At 69.0% G+C, this 17,695-nt stretch carries 15 protein-coding genes; 3 read left to right on the top strand and 12 right to left on the bottom strand.

Annotation, left to right across the window (positions count from 1 at the left end; translation table 11 throughout):
* Positions 1–34 precede the first annotated feature (34 nt).
* From MOX01_RS11920 to MOX01_RS11945, 6 genes are all read right to left on the bottom strand, one after another.
* Complete coding sequence (locus MOX01_RS11920; protein ID WP_141369872.1) at positions 35–799, bottom strand: class I SAM-dependent methyltransferase; 765 nt, start codon at positions 797–799, stop codon at positions 35–37.
* Positions 796–2,055 (bottom strand): MFS transporter, encoded by a 1,260-nt coding sequence (locus MOX01_RS11925; RefSeq protein ID WP_141369874.1) that lies wholly within the window; start codon positions 2,053–2,055, stop codon positions 796–798. The genes MOX01_RS11920 and MOX01_RS11925 overlap by 4 nt, the downstream gene beginning before the upstream one ends.
* Complete coding sequence (locus MOX01_RS11930) at positions 2,052–2,828, bottom strand: fumarylacetoacetate hydrolase family protein (RefSeq protein WP_127012250.1); 777 nt, start codon at positions 2,826–2,828, stop codon at positions 2,052–2,054. The genes MOX01_RS11925 and MOX01_RS11930 overlap by 4 nt, the downstream gene beginning before the upstream one ends.
* A 139-nt stretch (positions 2,829–2,967) precedes the next feature.
* Positions 2,968–4,068: a branched-chain amino acid aminotransferase gene (locus MOX01_RS11935; RefSeq protein ID WP_141369876.1), complete on the bottom strand. Its 1,101-nt coding sequence runs from the start codon at positions 4,066–4,068 to the stop codon at positions 2,968–2,970.
* Between the two features lie 62 nt (positions 4,069–4,130).
* A complete protein-coding gene (locus MOX01_RS11940; RefSeq protein WP_061017595.1) occupies positions 4,131–5,174 on the bottom strand; it encodes a 3-isopropylmalate dehydrogenase in 1,044 nt (347 codons plus the stop codon).
* Between the two features lie 81 nt (positions 5,175–5,255).
* Positions 5,256–6,791, bottom strand: coding sequence for an MFS transporter (locus MOX01_RS11945; protein WP_046748413.1), 1,536 nt, complete (start codon positions 6,789–6,791; stop codon positions 5,256–5,258).
* A 94-nt stretch (positions 6,792–6,885) separates the two neighbouring features.
* On the opposite strand from MOX01_RS11945, the gene MOX01_RS11950 reads away from it, so the two are divergent.
* On the top strand, positions 6,886–7,428 hold the full coding sequence (locus MOX01_RS11950; protein ID WP_046748412.1) for a TetR/AcrR family transcriptional regulator: 543 nt from the start codon (positions 6,886–6,888) through the stop codon (positions 7,426–7,428).
* A 66-nt stretch (positions 7,429–7,494) separates the two neighbouring features.
* Here MOX01_RS11950 and serA read toward each other — a convergent pair whose 3' ends face one another.
* The 3 genes from serA to MOX01_RS11965 all read right to left on the bottom strand — a co-directional run bounded on the left by serA (position 7,495) and on the right by MOX01_RS11965 (position 10,073).
* Positions 7,495–9,099 (bottom strand): phosphoglycerate dehydrogenase, encoded by a 1,605-nt coding sequence (gene serA, locus MOX01_RS11955; protein ID WP_058630564.1) that lies wholly within the window; start codon positions 9,097–9,099, stop codon positions 7,495–7,497.
* A 123-nt stretch (positions 9,100–9,222) separates the two neighbouring features.
* On the bottom strand, positions 9,223–9,558 hold the full coding sequence (locus tag MOX01_RS11960; RefSeq protein WP_058630563.1) for a hypothetical protein: 336 nt from the start codon (positions 9,556–9,558) through the stop codon (positions 9,223–9,225).
* Positions 9,555–10,073, bottom strand: coding sequence for a hypothetical protein (locus MOX01_RS11965; RefSeq protein WP_113681975.1), 519 nt, complete (start codon positions 10,071–10,073; stop codon positions 9,555–9,557). The genes MOX01_RS11960 and MOX01_RS11965 overlap by 4 nt, the downstream gene beginning before the upstream one ends.
* Before the next feature lie 85 nt (positions 10,074–10,158).
* Between MOX01_RS11965 and MOX01_RS11970 the strand changes: the two genes are divergently transcribed.
* The gene (locus tag MOX01_RS11970) at positions 10,159–11,127 is read left to right on the top strand and encodes a hypothetical protein (protein WP_230977879.1); all 969 of its coding nucleotides are present in this window, start codon (positions 10,159–10,161) and stop codon (positions 11,125–11,127) included.
* Between the two features lie 13 nt (positions 11,128–11,140).
* Here the strand turns inward: MOX01_RS11970 and MOX01_RS11975 are convergent, their stop codons facing one another.
* Positions 11,141–11,803, bottom strand: coding sequence for a GntR family transcriptional regulator (locus MOX01_RS11975; RefSeq protein WP_058630561.1), 663 nt, complete (start codon positions 11,801–11,803; stop codon positions 11,141–11,143).
* A 52-nt stretch (positions 11,804–11,855) separates the two neighbouring features.
* Here MOX01_RS11975 and MOX01_RS11980 point away from each other — a divergent pair, with 52 nt between their 5' ends.
* Positions 11,856–14,711 (top strand): FAD-binding and (Fe-S)-binding domain-containing protein, encoded by a 2,856-nt coding sequence (locus tag MOX01_RS11980; RefSeq protein ID WP_230979367.1) that lies wholly within the window; start codon positions 11,856–11,858, stop codon positions 14,709–14,711.
* A 72-nt stretch (positions 14,712–14,783) separates the two neighbouring features.
* Here MOX01_RS11980 and MOX01_RS11985 read toward each other — a convergent pair whose 3' ends face one another.
* On the bottom strand, positions 14,784–16,124 hold the full coding sequence (locus MOX01_RS11985) for an alpha-L-fucosidase (protein ID WP_141369880.1): 1,341 nt from the start codon (positions 16,122–16,124) through the stop codon (positions 14,784–14,786).
* Entirely contained in the window at positions 16,121–17,665 is a 1,545-nt protein-coding gene (locus tag MOX01_RS11990) for a M81 family metallopeptidase (RefSeq protein ID WP_307723509.1), read from the bottom strand. Before MOX01_RS11990 ends, MOX01_RS11985 begins: the two co-directional genes overlap by 4 nt.
* Positions 17,666–17,695: the final 30 nt, after the last annotated feature.

Here is a 17,695-nt window from a genome sequence, read left to right on the forward strand (position 1 = left end):
CGCAACGCATCCGCCGGAACCCAGGGCGACATGCTCAGGGCGACATGCTCACGGCGACCGCCGCACGATGCTCCAGGGGCAGGTGGCCTTCGACGCTGCGCTCGTCCACGACGAGCTCGAACGCTGCACGGAATCGCCGACGATCATCGTGTCCGAGCCGGGCGTAGAGAGCACCGGCACCGGCCACGCCCCCTTCGACCGAACGCCAGAGTGCATTCGGGTCCGCGTGCCAGGTCCAGCCGTGCTCGGCGGCGGTCACGCGCTCCAGGCCCGCGTCCCGCAGCATCTGCGCGAAGCCGGCGGCGCTCCGCTCGAATTCCTCGTCGGCAGGGAGCTTCGCACCGACGAACGGCGCCACTCCCGCGCGTTCAGCGACCTCCGCCCAGAACCATGAGGGCGACAGCGTCCAGATCGTCGCGACCACGGGGCCACGACTCACGCGCCGCAGCTCAGCCGCCGACCTGCGTGGGGAGCCGACATGGTTCAAGACGAAGTTCGCGACGACCACATCGACCGCGCCGTCGGCGAACGGCAGATCCGGCAGCCCCGCATCGATCGTGACGATCTGCGGACGGTCGCGGCGCGACACCGCGCGCATGGACGCCTCCGGCTCGCACGCCTGCACGCGCCATCCCGCGTCGGCCCAGGCTGCAGCGAGCCTGCCGTCACCCGCGCCGACGTCGAGCAGACTGCGCCCTCGCGGTGCGCCGAGGGCGAGCTGCATCGCCGGGAAGGTCCCTGCGCAGAGCGCGGCGTACGATGCGGAATACGCCGCGCCGACGCCGGCCCAGTCCTTCATCGGGAGCCGGAGCGAGCGAGCGGGGACAGCGCCACGATCGCGATGACCAGGACGAAGGCCGCCACGCCGAGTCCCGCGTACTGGAAGTTCGCCAGCACCAAGCCCGCCAGCACCGATCCCGCCGCCGCGGACAAGCTCATCAGGGAATCGCTGCGCCCTTGCCTCCGTGTGCGGAGCTCGGGTGCGGACGACTCCGTGAGAAGGGCGGCACCGGCCACCGTCGCCGCGCTCCATCCCAGTCCGAGCAGGATGAGCGCGACCATCACGCCCCAGGCCTCCGTCCCCGTGAACACCGCGAACGCCAGAGCACCGGCGAGCAGCACCTGTCCGAGCAGCACCACCTGGAGCCTGCCCCAGCGGTCGGCCAGCACGCCGAAGACGGGCGAGAGGGCGTACATGCCACCCACGTGCAACGCGATCGTGATCCCCACGAGCGCTGACACATCGGCGGGGGTCGCTGCCATGCCCCCGGCGCCGTGCGCCATGTGCGAGAGATGCACCGGAGTCATGGCCATGACCGAGGCCATGACCACGTGGGATCCGGCGATCGCGAAGATCGCGTACCGGGCGACGCGCGGCCGATCCACGGCCACCGCCCCGTCCGTCGAAGCCGAGGCCTTCGCGAGACGCTGCGCCGCGAGCAGCGGATCCGGACGCAGAGCGACGACGTACAGCACGAGCGCAGCGCACTGCGCGACGAAGGAGAAGAGGTACGAACCCGTCTGCGGCGGCATCCCCACCGCCTGGCCGACGATCTCCCCCGGCCCGAGAAGCAGCGGACCGGCGACCCCGCCGATCGTGGTCGACCAGACGACGATGGACAGGTCTCGTCCGCGGTGCTGCGGCGCGGCGAGATCGGTCGCCGCGAACCGCGACTGCAGGTTTCCCGCGTTGCCGGCCCCGATCATCAGGATGCCGACGAGCAGCATCGGGAAGATCCGCAGAGACGCGGCGAGGATGACCACCGCGATGCCCACCAGGGCGAACAGGTTGCCGAGAGTGAGCGCACGACGACGCCCGACACGGGCGGCGAGACGTGCGAGCGGGATGGCGCACGCGGCCGCTCCCAGTGTGACGGAAGCTGTCGCGAGACCGGAGAGGGCATCGTTCCCCGAGATGTCCGCCGCGAGGAGGGCGCCGAGGGAGACAGTGGCACCGAAGGCGATCCCGCCGAGCACCTGCCCCAGCGACAGGACCAGGACGGTACGTCGCTGAACCGCCTGCTGCTGCGTCGCCGTCAGGGCGACATCGGTCATGACGCGGGTACGGCGTCGCGCACGGTGTTGCGAAGGATGCCGAGTCCGGAGATCTCGACCTCGACGACGTCTCCCGCCACGAACGTGCCCACGCCCGCCGGAGTCCCCGTCATGATGACGTCGCCCGGAAGCAGCGTGAACACCGCCGACGCGTACTCGATGATCGCCGGCACCGAGTGGATCATGTCGGTGAGTGGCGCCTGCTGCCGCACCTCGCCGTTCACCCGTGTCTCGATCGTGGCCTGCGCCGGATCGAAGTCCGTCTCGATCACGGGACCGAGCGGGCAGAAGGTGTCGAAGCCTTTGGCCCGCGACCACTGACCGTCCTTGCGCTGGAGGTCACGCGCGGTGACGTCGTTGCCGATCGTGTATCCGAGCACGTAGTCGAGTGCGTTCTCTGCCTTCACGTTCTTCGCGATCTTGCCGATCACCACCACGAGCTCACCCTCGTACTCGGTGCGCTCGGAGAGCGCCGGACGCACGATCGTGTCTCCGGGCCCGATCACCGAGGTGTTCGGCTTGAGGAACAGCAGTGGCTCCTCTGGGGCCTCTCCCCCCATCTCCGCCGCGTGATCGTGGTAGTTCTTGCCGACGCAGACGACCTTGGACCGCGGGATCACCGGAGCGAGCAGAGCGGCATCCGCGAGCGGCACGCGGGCACCGGTGGTCTCGTACCCCGTGAACATCGGGTCTCCGGCGAGCACCACGAGCTCACGCTCGTCGATGATCCCGTACATGATGGCTTCGTCGTGGCTGAACCGGGCGATCTTCATGGGATCAGCCTATCGAGCGCCTCGCCAGGCCTGGAGCCCCAGCAACCTCCGAGACCCCCTGCTCGCGACGAGACCCACGGCCCCGGGCGGACGACAGCATGGGTGTCGGCGGGGGACGTGGGTCTCGGCAGCAGGAAACTCAGGCGTCGAGGCGGAGGAGCCAGCCGTGCTTGTCCTCGCGGCGCCCGTACTGGATGTCGGTGAGTTCTTCGCGGAGGGACAGCGCCAGCTCGCCCAGCGGCTGGGGCTCGTCGAAGCCTTCGCCCACGAGCGTGCCGATCGGGGTCACGACCGCGGCCGTGCCACAGGCGAACACCTCGACGATGTCGCCGGAGGCCACGCCCTCGCGCCACTCGTCGATCGAGATCGGACGCTTCTCGACCGTGTAGCCGCGGTCCTCGGCCAGCTGCAGCAGCGAGTCGCGGGTGATGCCCTCGAGGATGCTGTCCGACTCCGGCGTGACGACCCGGCCGTCCTTGAAGACGAACACGACGTTCATGCCGCCGAGCTCCTCCACGTCGCGGTTCTCGTTGAGGAACACGACCTGGTCGCAGCCCTTCGCACTGGCCTCGGCCTGGGGAAGGAGGCTGGAGGCGTAGTTGCCGCCTGTCTTCGCTTTGCCGGTGCCACCGCGACCCGCGCGGGCGTAGTCCTCGGAGAGCCAGATGCGCACAGGCTTCACTCCCCCGGTGAAGTAGGCACCGGCGGGGCTCGCGATCACGTAGTAGGCGACCTTCTGCGCCGCCCGCACACCGAGGAAGGCCTCCTTGGCGAACATGAACGGTCGCAGGTACAGGCTCTGGTCGGCACCGGAGGGCACCCACCGACCGTCGACGGCGATGAGCTCCCGCAGCGACTGGATGAAGTACTCGGTCGGCAGCTCCGGCAGCGCGAGGCGGCGGGCGCTGGCCTGCAGACGCGCGGCGTTCCGGTCGGGACGGAAGGTGTGGATCGTGCCGTCGGCGTGCCGGTAGGCCTTGATGCCCTCGAAGATCTCCTGTGCGTAGTGCAGCACGGAGGCGGCGGGGTCGAGCGGGATCGGACCGTAGGGCTGCACGCGCGGACGGTGCCATCCACCCTTGGCGGACCAGCAGATGTCGACCATGTGGTCGGTGAAGACGACCCCGAACCCGGGGTTCTCCAGCACTTCGGCGACGCGTGCCGGCGAGGCCGCGTTCAGGTTCTTCGTCACGGCGAACTCCAGAGGAGCCACGCTCGTCTCGGCGTCGATCGTCGTCATGTCATCATCCAATCCTCGTGGGGCGGGCGCATCCTCGCGCCCTGTCAGCCTACGCCCGCTGTTCAGAGACGGGCAGCGATCGCGGAGCCGATCTCCGCGGTGGTGCGGGCACCGCTCCGGGCGGCGATGTCCGCCTCGACCGCGGCGCTCACCCGCGCCGACTCGACCGTGAGGCCGAGGTGGTCGAGCAGCAGCGCGATGGAGAGGATCGCGGCGGTCGGGTCGGCCTTCTGCTGACCCGCGATGTCCGGAGCCGAGCCGTGCACGGGCTCGAACATCGACGGGAAGGCGCCATCGGGGTTGATGTTCCCCGATGCGGCGAGGCCGATGCCGCCCGTGACGGCGCCGGCGAGGTCGGTGAGGATGTCACCGAAGAGATTGTCGGTCACGATCACGTCGAAGCGCGAGGGATCGGTGACCAGGAAGATGGTGGCCGCGTCGACGTGCAGATAGTCGACGGCGACGTCGGGGTGTTCGGAGGCGACCTCGTTCACGATGCGCTGCCAGATGGCGCCCGCATGCACGAGCACGTTGGTCTTGTGCACGAGGGTCAGCTTCTTGCGACGACGCTCCGCGAGGGCGAACGCGTAGCGCACGACCCGCTCGACACCGAAGGCCGTGTTCACGGAGGTCTCGTTCGCCACCTCCTGCGGCGTCCCCTTCCGGATCGCCCCGCCGTTGCCGACGTAGGGACCCTCCGTGCCCTCGCGGACGACGACGAAGTCGATCTCCCCCGGGTTCGACAGCGGACCGGATGCGCCGGCGAAGAGCTTCGAGGGGCGCAGGTTCACGTAGTGGTCGAGAGTGAACCGCAGCTTGAGCAGCAGTCCGCGCTCGATGTTCGCGTCCTTCAGCCGCGGGTCGCCCGGCGTGCCGCCGACGGCACCCAGGAGGATCGCGTCGTGTGCGGAGATCGCGGCGAGGTCGTCATCCGTGAGCGTGTCGCCGGTCTCGAGGTACCGGCCGGCACCGAGCGAGAAGCGGGTCTTGTCGAACGTCACGTCGCTGTCGACGGTGACGGCGTCGAGCACCTTCTCCGCCTCGGCGATGACCTCGGGACCGATGCCGTCACCCGGGATGACGGCCAGCTTCACGACACGCGACATGAGACTCCTTGCGCACTGCACGGGGGTGGACCGACTCGTTCCCGCCCGAGAGCAGGAGAGCCGGTCCCCCCAGCGTACTGGTCAGTGCGTGGGTGCCTTGCGCAGTGTGACGGCCGCGATCACTCCGGCCGCGACCACGAGGCCGGCACCGATGAGCGAGGTGACGGTGACGCCGGAGCCGAACGCGTCCGACGCGGCCTGCCACAGCGCATCGCCGAGCTGCGTCGGCAGAGCCTGCGCAGCGGTGTAGGCGCCAGCCAGAGTCTCCTCCGCTGCATGCGCCACGTCGGCGGGAAGACCCGCCGGAAGAACGAGCGCTCCGCGGTAGAAGGCCGTGATGATGCCGCCGAGCACAGCCGTTCCGAGCACCGCTCCGAGCTCGTACGCCGTCTCGGACACCGCGCTGGCCGCTCCTGCCTTGGCCGCAGGAGCGCTCGACAGGATGAGCTCGTTGGAGATCGTCTCGGCCGCGCCGATCCCGATGCCCAGCACCACGAACGCGATCACCAGCGGCAGGACGCCGTGCTCGTGCGTCGTGAGAGCGACGATCAGGTAGCCGGCGACGGAGAACGCGAGCCCGGCGGGGATCACGATGTGCGGCGGGATCCGGCGCGAGATCGGCACGACCGACAGCCCGGCCACGATCATCGCCACCATTCCCGGCACCAGCGCGAGACCTGCCGTCATCGGCGACAGCCCGAGGACGAGCTGCAGATGCTGCGACACGAAGTAGAGGAAGCCGACCAGAGCCACGACACTGAGCAGGTTGACCAGGATCGCCCCGGAGAACGACCCCCGCTTGAACAGCGCCATGTCGAGCATCGGCGTCTTGGCACGCAGCTGGCGCCGCACGAACAGGAAACCCATCGCGAGGCCGAGAAGTGCCCACGCACCGGCCTTCAGACTCGGACCATCCACGGCCAGCGACTTGATCGCGTAGACCACCGGGATCATCGTGGCCATCGACAGGACGATGCTGATCAAGTCGATGCGACCGGGGTGGGGGTCGCGGCTCTCCGGCACCAGCAACGGCGCAGCGACGAGCAGAGGGATCAGCACCGGCACCGCGATGAGGAAGACGGACCCCCAGGAGAAGTGCTCGAGGAGGAAACCGCCGACGATCGGTCCCAGCGCCGATCCTGCGGAGAAGGCCGAGGCCCACACCGCGATCGCCATGCGGCGCTGGTCGCGGTTCTGGAAGATCGAGCGCAGCAGGGACAGGGTCGACGGCATGAGCATCGCTCCGAAGAAGCCGAGCAGAGCACGAGCGGCGATCAGCAAGCCGGCCGTGGGCGCGAAGGCTGCGAGGGCGGAGACCGCCGCGAAACCAGTGGCTCCGATCAGCAGCATCTTCCGACGCCCGAATCGGTCGCCCAAGGTACCCATGGTGACGAGCAGGCCCGCGAGCACCAGGGGGTACACGTCGATGATCCACAGCTGCTCGGCCCCTGTGGGCGCGAGCGCGATGGAGATCTCGGGGAGCGCGAAGCTCAGCACCGTGTTGTCCACCGACACCAGCAGCACCGGCAGCATGAGGACGACGAGCGCCGCCCAGCCGCGGGCTCCGACGCGGGGAGCATCCGTCTCTGTCGTCGGGATCGACGCAGTACGGGTCATGGAACACCTCTCAGGATCTTGATCGCACGGTTAGTGAACCGTCCAGATGGTATAGTAACAGAAGTCCCGCCCCCGAATCCGCAGAGGATCCACGATGCCCCGACCTCCGCTCGCCCGCGAGAAGGTGCTCGACGCCTTCGAAGCGATCCTCATCGAAGACGGCGAACGAGCCGCGACACTCGACGCCACGGCGAAAGCGGCCGGTGTGTCGAAGGGCGGCCTGCTCTATCACTTCGGCTCCAAGGACGAGCTCGAGGCCGGCCTCGTGGAACGGCTCGATCGCCTCACGACCATGGACCTCGAACGGATGGCCGCCGCGGAGGAAGGTCCCGTCGCCTACTACGTGCGCACCTCCGTGATGGAGGACGACGCACTCGATCGCGTGCTGATCGCGACGACGCGCCTCGCCCAGGGCGGGTCGATCCCCGCAGCGGACATGCTCCGCGACACGAGGCGCCGCTGGGCGGAGACGATCCGCCCGCACGTGCGCGACAACGCGAGCCTCGATCTGGTGATGCTGGTGAGCGACGGACTCTACTTCAACAACTCGCTCGACGTGCACGGCCCCGAGCGACTCGTGCCCCGCAGCGATGAACTCGCGGAGCTGATCACCCTGGTTCTGAAGGCGACCGCCTGAGGATCACCGCAGACACGAGAGAGGGCGGGAGCTTCACGCTCCCGCCCTCTCTGCTGCGTCTGCCGATCAGATCTCGGTGATCTCGATCTGACGGAACAGGTCGGCGTCGATGGCACCGCGCACGTCGTCGAGCAGCTCGTCCGAGACGGGCGAGTCGAGCGTCAGCACACTGAGCGCCTGGGCGCCTGCCGCCTGACGGGCGATCTGCATTCCGGCGATGTTGATGCCCGCCTCGCCGAACTTCTGGCCGTACACGGCGACGATGCCGGGGCGGTCGGTGTAGAGCATCACGACGTGGTGCTTCTCGATCGGCAGCTCGAGCCGGTGGTCGTTGATGCCGACGAGCTTCTCCGTCTGCTTCGGACCGGTGAGCGTGCCGGACACCGAGAGCTGAGTGCCGTCGGACAGCGCACCGCTGAGAGTGATGACGTTGCGGTACTCGTCGCTCACATCGTCCTTGAGCAGCCGCACCGCGATCCCGCGCTGGTCGGCGAGGAGCGGAGCGTTGACGTAGGACACCGTCTCACTGACGATATTGGTGAACACGCCCTTGAGCGCGGCGAGCTTGAGCACGCTCACGTCGTAGTCGTTCAGCTCGCCGTGCACCTCGACGTCGAGGCTGGTGAGAGGCGACGTCGCGAGCGCGGCGAAGATCTGGCCGAGCTTCTCGACGAGCGAGATGCCGGGACGCACGTAGGGGTCGATGACGCCGCCGGCCACGTTCACGGCGTCCGGGACGAGGTCACCGCCGAGGGCGAGGCGCACGGAACGAGCGACCGAGACGCCTGCCTTCTCCTGCGCCTCCTCGGTGCTCGCGCCGAGGTGGGGCGTGACGACCACGTTCGGGAGGTCGAGCAACGGACGAGCCGTGCCGCCCTCAGCGGGCGGCTCCGAGGTGAAGACGTCGAGACCGGCGCCCGCGATCTCCCCGGCGACGAGCGCCGCGTGCAGGGCCTCCTCGTCGATGAGGCCGCCACGGGCCACGTTCACCACGAACGCGGTCGGCTTCATCGCCGCGAACTGCTCGGCGCCGATCATGCCCGTCGTCTCCGGGGTCTTGGGCATGTGGATGGTCAGGAAGTCCGACTCGGCGACGAGTTCGTCGAGGGAGAGCAGCTGCACGCCGAGCTGCTGGGCGCGTGCAGAGGTGACGTAGGGGTCATAGGCGACGACACGCATGTCGAAGGCCGCGAGGCGCGCGGCGACGAGAGCACCGATGCGACCGAGGCCGACGATGCCGACGGTCTTCTCGAAGAGCTCGGCTCCGGTGAAGGAGCTGCGCTTCCACGCTCCGGCGGAGAGAGAGGCATGCGCGGCAGGGATGCGGCGGGCGAGGCTCAGGATGTGGCCGACCGTGAGCTCGGCGGCCGAGACGATGTTCGAGGTCGGGGCGTTGACGACCATGACCCCGGCAGCCGTGGCCGCCTTGATGTCGACGTTGTCGAGGCCCACGCCGGCGCGGGCGACGACCTTGAGCTTCGGCGCGTGGCTCAGCGCCTCCTCGTCGATGCGCGTGGCCGAGCGGACCAGCACGGCGTCGGCGTCGGCGAGTGCGGCGAACAGCGCCTCGCGGTCGGTGCCGTCGACGTCGCGGACGTCGAAGTCGGGACCGAGAGCGTCGATCGTGGCGGGAGAGAGTACTTCGGCGATGAGCACGACAGGCTTCGGCACAGTGGATCCTTCGGGGCAGCGCGGCAGGGGCCGATGCGCCGCACACCATGGGGGCGCGATCGCCACAACTCTACCGGAGCGCCGACAGCGCTCCGTGCCGTGTGACGCGTCTCGACGGGCGGCTCAGGCGCTCGGCATCGTGAGGCTCAGCGCGATCAGACTCATCCAGAACACGGCGACGACACCGAGTCCGGCGAGGAAGACGAGGGCGAGCTCGCCCACCGTGCGACGCCGTCCGATGACATACGCGAAGGCGAACACGATCGCGGGGAAGACGACTCCGAACAGCAGGGTCGCCCAACCTCCCCCGGTCAGCCCCGTCTGAGCCATCGCGATCAGGTGCGCCACGGCGTTCCACACGGCGTAGGCGTAGAAGAGTCCGGCCAGTCCGGTGACGAGCCCGATGAGCCAGCGGGGAGAACCCGCCGACGTCGATGTTCCGACCGCGGAAGCCATCATGATCCGATCACCCCCACGGTGACGAACGGCCAGGGAACGAGCAGGACGACGCCGGCGAGCAGCACGGCGACGCGGATCCAGCCTGCCTTCCCCCGCGTGAGCACCCAGCTCGCGAGGAACCAGAGGGCCGGGGCGGCGATCGCGAGGAAGAACCACGGGAGGAACATCACATCGGAGACCAGGAACGACGCGAGGGGCTGCAGCCGCAGTCCGCCGACGATCCAGCCGATCGTGTAGAGGAGATAGATGCCCCCGACGATCCCGACGAGCAGCAGCATCGGCGTGCTCAGGCCCGCCTGCTCCTCGACAGCCGCCTGCTCCTCGACAGCCGCCTGTTCCTCTGCCGGCACCTGCTCGACCGCTGGCGCCTGTTCGGCGGTGCCGCCTTCCTCGATCGTCCCCACCTCGTCGCTCCCCCGTCCGACGGCCTTCCAGCCGCGCGGTAGGGCGCGCTCCTTGGGGTTCGAGGCCTCGTCGCCGTCCCAGCTGAGGGCGTCGTCGGAATCGGAAGTCATGTCCCCAGCGTAGGACACGCGGTCCACTAGGATCGGGGTTGCCTCGAGCCGGAACGGCGGGCATCGGACGTTATGGGGGATCATCGTGGCCGACAACGACAAGACGGAAGCCAGCAGCGGATCGACACCCGCAGGCTCTGCACCCGCCACCTCTCGATCCACCACCTCGACTCCCGAGCCGCCCGCCGGCTGGGTCCCGACTCCGGAAGCCAAGGCGAAGGCCACGCGGTTCCGTTGGATCGCCGGCATCCTCTGGGCGGTCGCGATCATCGGCGAAGGCGTCGGCATCTTCTGGCTCCTGCGTCAGCGGGTCTTCGTCGGCGAGGACGGCACTCTGGTGCGCGACCCCGACACCGGACTGCTGGAGGAGCAGGGCGTCACGGCGACCTTCCCGCAGTGGGCGTTCATCACACTCCTCGTGCTGCTCGTGATCATCGCTGCTCTGTCCATCACCGGTTCCGTGCTCTGGAAGAAGGCCAACCGCCTCGACCCGGCCCGTAGAGCGGACAAGACACGATTCTTCGTACAGAACCAGCTCGGGGCCATCATCGCCGTGGTCGCCTTCCTCCCGCTCGTCATCCTGATCTTCCTCAACAAGGACATGGACAAGGGCCAGAAGGCCACAGCCGGGATCGTCGGCGTCGTGCTCGCCGCCCTCGCGGTGTTCATCGGCGCCGACTTCAACCCGCCGTCCGTCGAGCAGTACACGGCCGACCAGTCGGCCGTGATCCAGCTCCTCGGAAAGGACGAGGTCGTCTGGGTCGACGGTGGCAAGGTCTACCACGTCTGCGACGAGGTGCCCGCGATCCAGACGGGGAGCGAGATCCGCACCGGTACGACCGCACAGGCCGTCGAGGCCGGGAAGATCCGCCTCACCCTGCAGTTCGGCTCCGAGCTGCGAGCCTGCGGTCTCCCGGTGCCGGAGAACGATGAGGAGATCACCGAGGCTCTGCGCGCGATCCAGGCGGGCCAGGTCGACACGGTCCTCCCCGCACCGGTGTGGGCCGACCCCGCAGAGGCACCCATCGTGGTCGAGGAGGCATCGGCGCCGTGACGCCCGCTCGACGCTAGTCCGCGTCGAGCGCTTCCACGAGCCGATCCTCCGCTGACGACAGATGGGCTTCGAGGAGGGCGGCCGCCCGCTCCCCGTCCCCTGACGCCACGGCATCGAGGATGTCGGCGTGCTGCGCGGCGATGTCCGCGGCATCGAGAAGACGGCGGCCCTGCACCTGCGCCATGCACAGCCGCACCTCGTCGAGGACGCTGCGGTACATGCGGCCCGTACGCTCGCTGTCGAGCGCGTCGATGAGGGCCGTGTGGAAGCGCAGGTCGGGAGCGACGGTCGCAGGGTCGGGGCCCCCGGGCATCGCCATGATCTCCGCGTTCGCCGCGAGGGCCGCGGCAGGAACGTTCTTCGACGCGGCGAGTTCGCGAAGCGCCGCACTCTCCAGGCGGGTTCTGGTGCGATACACGTCGCGCACGGTCACGGAGTCGATGTCGACGACGCGCGCGCTCCGGTGCGCGGTGCGCACGAGCAGGCCGCTGGCGACGAGCTGCTCGATCGCCGCCTTCGCGCTCGGACGTGCGACTCCGAAGCTCTGCGACACCGCGGCCTCGGTGATCGGGGAGCCGGAGCGGATCGCACCGCTCAGGATGCGACCGCGCAGCTGCGCTGTCACGGCATCGACGACGCCGACGACTCCGAGCGGCGCTTCCGAGGTGGTGCTCATCCGGTCAGCCTATCGAAGAGCCGCGCAGTCGGTACACTTGTCTGACAATCTCATGACGGAGCAGAGGAGCACCGTGAAGACCACCCTCGCCGAGCCGCTGGATCCTGCCCTGCTGGGGCCGACGACGCAGGTGCACGCACGCTCGATCGACCGTTTCGCCCGCGCGCACGACGCGTCCCACTACCTGCTGATCCCCGATGCCGTCCTCTCCCCCGCTGACGCGGAGGGTGTCGCTCGTGCCTTCGGAGCGGTCAGAGCTGCCGGTCGCACGATGACGTTCCGCTCCGGAGGCACCAGCCTGTCCGGTCAGAGCGTCAGCGGAGACATCCTGGTGGACACGCGCAGCGGCTTCCGCGACATCCGTGTCGAGGACGACGGCGCTGCGGTCCGGGTGGGTCCGGGTGCGACGGTGCGCCAGGTGAACACCAGGCTCGCGAGGTACCGCCGCAAGCTCGGCCCCGATCCGGCGAGTGAGATCGCGTGCACGATCGGCGGCGTCGTCGCCAACAACTCCAGCGGCATGGCGTGCGGTATCACCGAGAACTCGTACCGGACGATCGAGTCGATGACGATCGTGCTTCCCAGCGGCACGATCCTCGACACCGGCCACCCGGATGCGAACGAGATGCTCCGCGCGGCGGAACCCGCCATCGCCGAGGGCCTGCTCTCCCTGCGGGAGCGTCTGCTGGCATCCCCCGAGCACGTCGCCTTCCTCCGTCAGCAGTTCTCGATGAAGAACACGATGGGCTACGGGCTCAATGCACTGCTCGACTTCGATGATCCGGTGCGCATCCTGGAGCATCTCGTCATCGGATCCGAGGGCACGCTCGCCTTCGTGGCGGAAGCCCGCTTCCGCACGATCGAGGTGCTCCCCTCGATCGCGACCGGCCTCCTGGTCTTCGACACGCTGTCCGCCGCGATGACGGCTCTGCCTGATCTCACGCGACTCGGTCTCGCCACGATCGAGCTGATGGACGCCGCCTCGCTGCGAGTCGCGCAGGGGCTGAGCGACGTGCCGGACGCCATCGCCGAGATCGAGGTGCAGGGACACGCCGCTCTGCTGGTCGAAGTCCATGCTCAGGACGCAGACACCCTCGTCGCGTCGAGCTCCGCCGCCCAGACGCACTTCGAAGCCCTCCCGCTCGCCGTCGCCCCGCGCCTCACCACGGATGCGGCCGAACGCGCCGCGCTGTGGCACGTGCGCAAGGGGCTCTACACGGCGGTCGCGGGCGCCCGACCGTCCGGAACGACCGCCCTGCTGGAGGACATCGTGGTCCCGGTGCCGCGTCTCCTCCACACCTGCGAGCGCCTCATCGAGCTCTTCTCCGAGCACGGCTACGAGGGCTCGGTCATCTTCGGACACGCCAAGGACGGCAACATCCACTTCCTCCTCAACGAGCGGTTCGACGATGCGGAAAGCGTCGCGCGCTATCGGCGCTTCACCGACGACCTCGTCGAGCTCGTGCTCTCGCAGCAGGGGTCGCTGAAGGCGGAGCACGGCACCGGTCGGATCATGGCGCCGTTCGTCCGCCGACAGTACGGCGACCAGCTCACCGACATGATGTGGGAGATCAAGAACCTCCTCGACCCGCACGGCATCCTGAACCCGGGCGTTGTGCTCTCCGACGACCCCGACTCCTACCTGCACGACCTCAAACGGGTGCCGACGGTGGAGAAGGAAGTCGACCGCTGCGTCGAGTGCGGGTACTGCGAGCCGACCTGTCCCAGCAAGAGCATCACGCTCACGCCTCGACAGCGCATCGTGATCCGTCGCGATATGGCGTGGGCCGAGGAACAAGGCGACACCGAGCTGCTGCGCGATCTGCAGAAGGACTACGACTACGACGGCGTGCAGACCTGCGCGGTCGACGGCATGTGCGGTGTGGCCTGCCCGGTCGACATCAACACGGGCGACCTGGTGCGTCGACTTCGCGCGGAGCAGTCGAACGCGATCGAGGGGGCCGTGTGGGGCACGGCGGCCAAGCACTGGGGTACGGTCACCCGCGCCGGCGGCGTCGCGCTCACCGTCGCGGACGCCCTCCCCGCCCCTCTGGTGCGCGGGGTCACGCACCTCGGCCGCGCGGTGCTGGGGGCCGACACCGTACCGCTGTACGACGGAGGACTCCCCCACGGCGGCTCGAAGCCACCGCGTCCGGAGGCGCCGACCGATGCGCAGGCCGTCTTCTTCGGCGCGTGCATCGGCACCATGTTCGGCGCGGAGGGCGACGGCGAGGGGTCACGGAATGCGCTGCGAGCGCTCCTGGACCGCGCGGGTATCCCCGTCGTGATCCCGGAGGAGAACGGCGGCCTCTGCTGCGGGACACCCTGGAAGTCGAAGGGGCATCTCGACGGCTATGCCCTGATGTCGGACCGGGTGCTCGATTCGCTGTGGGAGGCCAGTCGCGCGGGTGAGCTTCCCGTGGTGTGCGACGCGGCCTCCTGCACCGAGGGCCTGGACGTCATGCTCGCACAGGCCGTCGCGAAGAGCCCTCGATACGCCGGGCTGAGGATCGAGGATGCGACCACCTTCGTGGCACGCGAAGTACTGCCGAAGCTGACCGTGCCCGCGAAGCTGCCCACCGTCGCCGTGCATCCGACATGCTCCACGACGGCGCTCGGAGCGACGGGAGCGTTGACCGCGATCGCCGCCGCTGTCGCGGATGACGTGTTCGTTCCCGAGGGGTGGGGCTGCTGCGCATTCGCGGGCGACCGCGGCATGCTGCATCCGGAGCTCACCGCCAGCGCGACGGCACAGGAGTCCGCGGAGATCGCAGCGGCCGAGCGCGCCCAGGGCGGCTTCGACGCCTTCGTCTCGGCGAACCGCACCTGCGAGATCGGAATGTCCCGCGCCACCGGCCGGCCGTACCGTCACGTGATCGAGGTGCTCGAGGAGCTCACGCGGGGCTGACACCGCGCGAAGACGCCGAGGGCCCTTCCGATGCCGTCGGAGGGGCCCTCGTCTCGTCGCGAACCGTCCGTCTCAGCCTGCGGACAGCACCGCGACGGCCTCTCCACGCAGACGCGCGGGGATCACCACGACCGCACGATCACCGTCGGCCTTCTCGACCGCACTGCCGTCGGTCCACCGCAGGTCGGACTGCAGGAGCTCGTCCGGCAGATCGAGCGTCCCGATGCTCGGGTCGAGAGCATGCACGTGCACGGTCGACCCGGTGGTGGTGTAGCGACGCGGGGCACCGCTGCGCTCCTCCATCCGGATCCACGGGCGCGTGCCGTAGACCGTGTCGCCGTTCGTCTGCAGCCATGCACCCAGCTCGCGCATCGCACGACGCTGGAGCTCGGGGATGGAGCCGTCCGCTGCGGGGCCGACGTTGATCAGCAGGTTGCCGTTCTTCGCCACGACGTCGACGAGCAGACGGATCAGCGCCGCGCCGGACAGCGAGTGGCGTTCGTCCTCTGCCTGATTGAAGCCGAAGGAGTAGCCGAGTCCACGCGTCGACTCCCACGGATCCGGGATGATCTCGGGGATGTCCGTGTATTCGCGTGTGAGGAAGCCGTGGTACGGGACGCCCCAACGGTCGTTGACGACACCGTCGGGCACCGCATCGAAGTACCGCTGTAGGAGGGCGGCGACCGCATACTCGTCGTGCCCCTTGCCACCGTCGGGCCACTCGATGTCGTTCCACAGCACGTCCGGCGAGAAGCGGGACACGAGCTCTTCGAGCTGGGCAGCCGAGTAGCGGGCGAAGTGCGCATCGTTGCGACGGAAGCGGAACAGATCGGTGTCGGACTCGATCGGCGGGAAGTCGCTCACGTGCCAGTCGAGCGCACCGGAGTAGTACACCCCGAACTTCGCCCCCGCGCGACGGGTGGCGTCGTGGAACTCGGAGATCAGGTCGCGGCGCGGACCACGAGCGACCGAGTTGAAACCGGTGGACGCCGTGTCCCAGAGGCAGAAACCCTCGTGGTGCTTGGTCGTGGGGACGATGTACTTGGCCCCGGCACCGACCAACTCGCCCACGAAGGCATCCGCGTCGAACGCCGAGGCGTCCCACCGATCGGCCAGGTCCTCGTACGAGGTGCCGGGGCCGAACAACTGCTGGTGGCGCTCCCAGGTGGGGCTGCCCGCGATCCGCACCGTGTTGCCGTACCACTCGGCGTACTGATGCCAGGCGTACGCATCCTCGGTCGGGATGTTCACGCCGTCGCCGTGCTGCACCGCCCACGCCGGCACCGAGTACAGCCCCCAGTGGACGAAGAACCCGAGCTTCGCGTCCCGATACCAGTCGGGCACACCCTGAGTCGGGTACACCGGGGCGTCAACGCCGAAGTCGGGGCCTGTCCGCTTCTCGAAGTTCATCATGCGTTCTGCTCCTCTGCGGTTCCGCGGCGGACGACGGTGGCGGTCAGGTCCGGATCGCCGTCGGCGTCGAACGGGTAGACACCCGGCTGCAGACGGTGGTGGCCCAGCCGCAGCAGGTCCTGGTCGACGCCACCAGGGGTCAGCGCGAGAGTCCACCCCGCGGCGAGTTCGTAGAGCTCGGGTTCGAGATAGCCGATCTTCACGACGACGATGTCCGCGGTGGTGGGCTCGAGGCCCAGCATCCGGAAGTCAGAGAGGTGGTGGAAAGGCTTGCGGCGCTCGGTGATGATCGCGTGCAGACCGCCCACGGCGATGACGACCTGCGTACCCGCATCCGGGTCGCCGTCGCTGATGGAGAACACGGTCCCGGTGATCGTGACAGGTCCGTGTGGACCGGAATCCACCCGGGCTCCGGCATCGAGCGACACCGTGGCTCCGACGCCGGCCGCGACAGCCCGTGCGACGGCTTCGCGGTCGAAGATCGAGGCCACGAGTGTGGTGCGGCTGGAGTCGGTGAGCTCGGCGCGTTCCAGCAGGTGCGCGAGCGTCCAGGTCACGTCGCCGGCGCCACCGGCCGTCGGGTTGTCCCCCGAGTCCGAGATCAGGTAGGGCCGCGGTGCTCCCGGAGCGAGGGCCTTGTCGAGGGCGTCGTCGAGCGAGCCGGTCTCGGCCACGAAGACGAAGTCCTCGCGCGCGTCCCAGAACATCCGCGCGACACGCTCGGCTTCCCGTGCGATCACCTGCTCGTCGTCCCCGGTGACGACCACGTAGGCCTGGCACCGCGGCTCGTCCGCCCAGGCGTAGCCGATCCAGACGGAGGCGTCGACCACCCCGGGGAGGGCTTCGATCTCGGGCAGCTGGGCGTAGATGCTGCGCGCCGGCTCCAGCCGCGTGCTGGTCTTCTCCCCCGGCAGCAGCACGGGCACGGGTATCCAGGCGGAGAAGGGGCGCCGCCGCAGTGGGTCGGAGCCGTGCGGTCCCCTCAGCCGGGCGAGCAGGTTCCACACCGCACGCTCCTTGGTGTTCATCCAATCCTCGTGCGGAGCCATGCGGTAACACGTCAGCAGGTCTACCGCGTCACGCAGCACCTCCGAGACGTTGCCGTGCAGATCCATCGAGGTCGAGACCAGCGTGTCGGGACCGAGGGCGGCGCGCACCGCGAGCGCGAGATCGCCCTCGGCGTCGTCCATGCCGACCACGCTCATGGCGCCGTGGATGTCGAAGAAGAACCCGTCGAAGGGACCGTGCTCCCGGATGCCTGCGACGATCGCATCCTTCATCCGGCGATAGGTCTCCGGCGCGACGGCTCCGCCAGGAAGAGAGCGTCCGTGGGTCAACGGCACCCAGTCCGCGGCGGAGGCGAGTTCGCGTCCATCGTCCAGGAACGGGTAATACCCCCGCAACGTCGGGCCGGTACGAACCGTGAACGCCTCGTCACCGGAGATGTGAGGCGAGAAGGTGCTCGACTCGATGGAGATCCCGGCGATGCCGATGCGTGGCAGGGCGAGACCGCCGTCGGCGACGGTGGCAAGCGGGCCCATCCAGATCTCGTGGGCTTCAGGACGTGCGGT

The sequence above is a fragment of the Microbacterium oxydans genome (assembly GCF_006540085.1).
Taxonomy (GTDB): domain Bacteria; phylum Actinomycetota; class Actinomycetes; order Actinomycetales; family Microbacteriaceae; genus Microbacterium; species Microbacterium oxydans.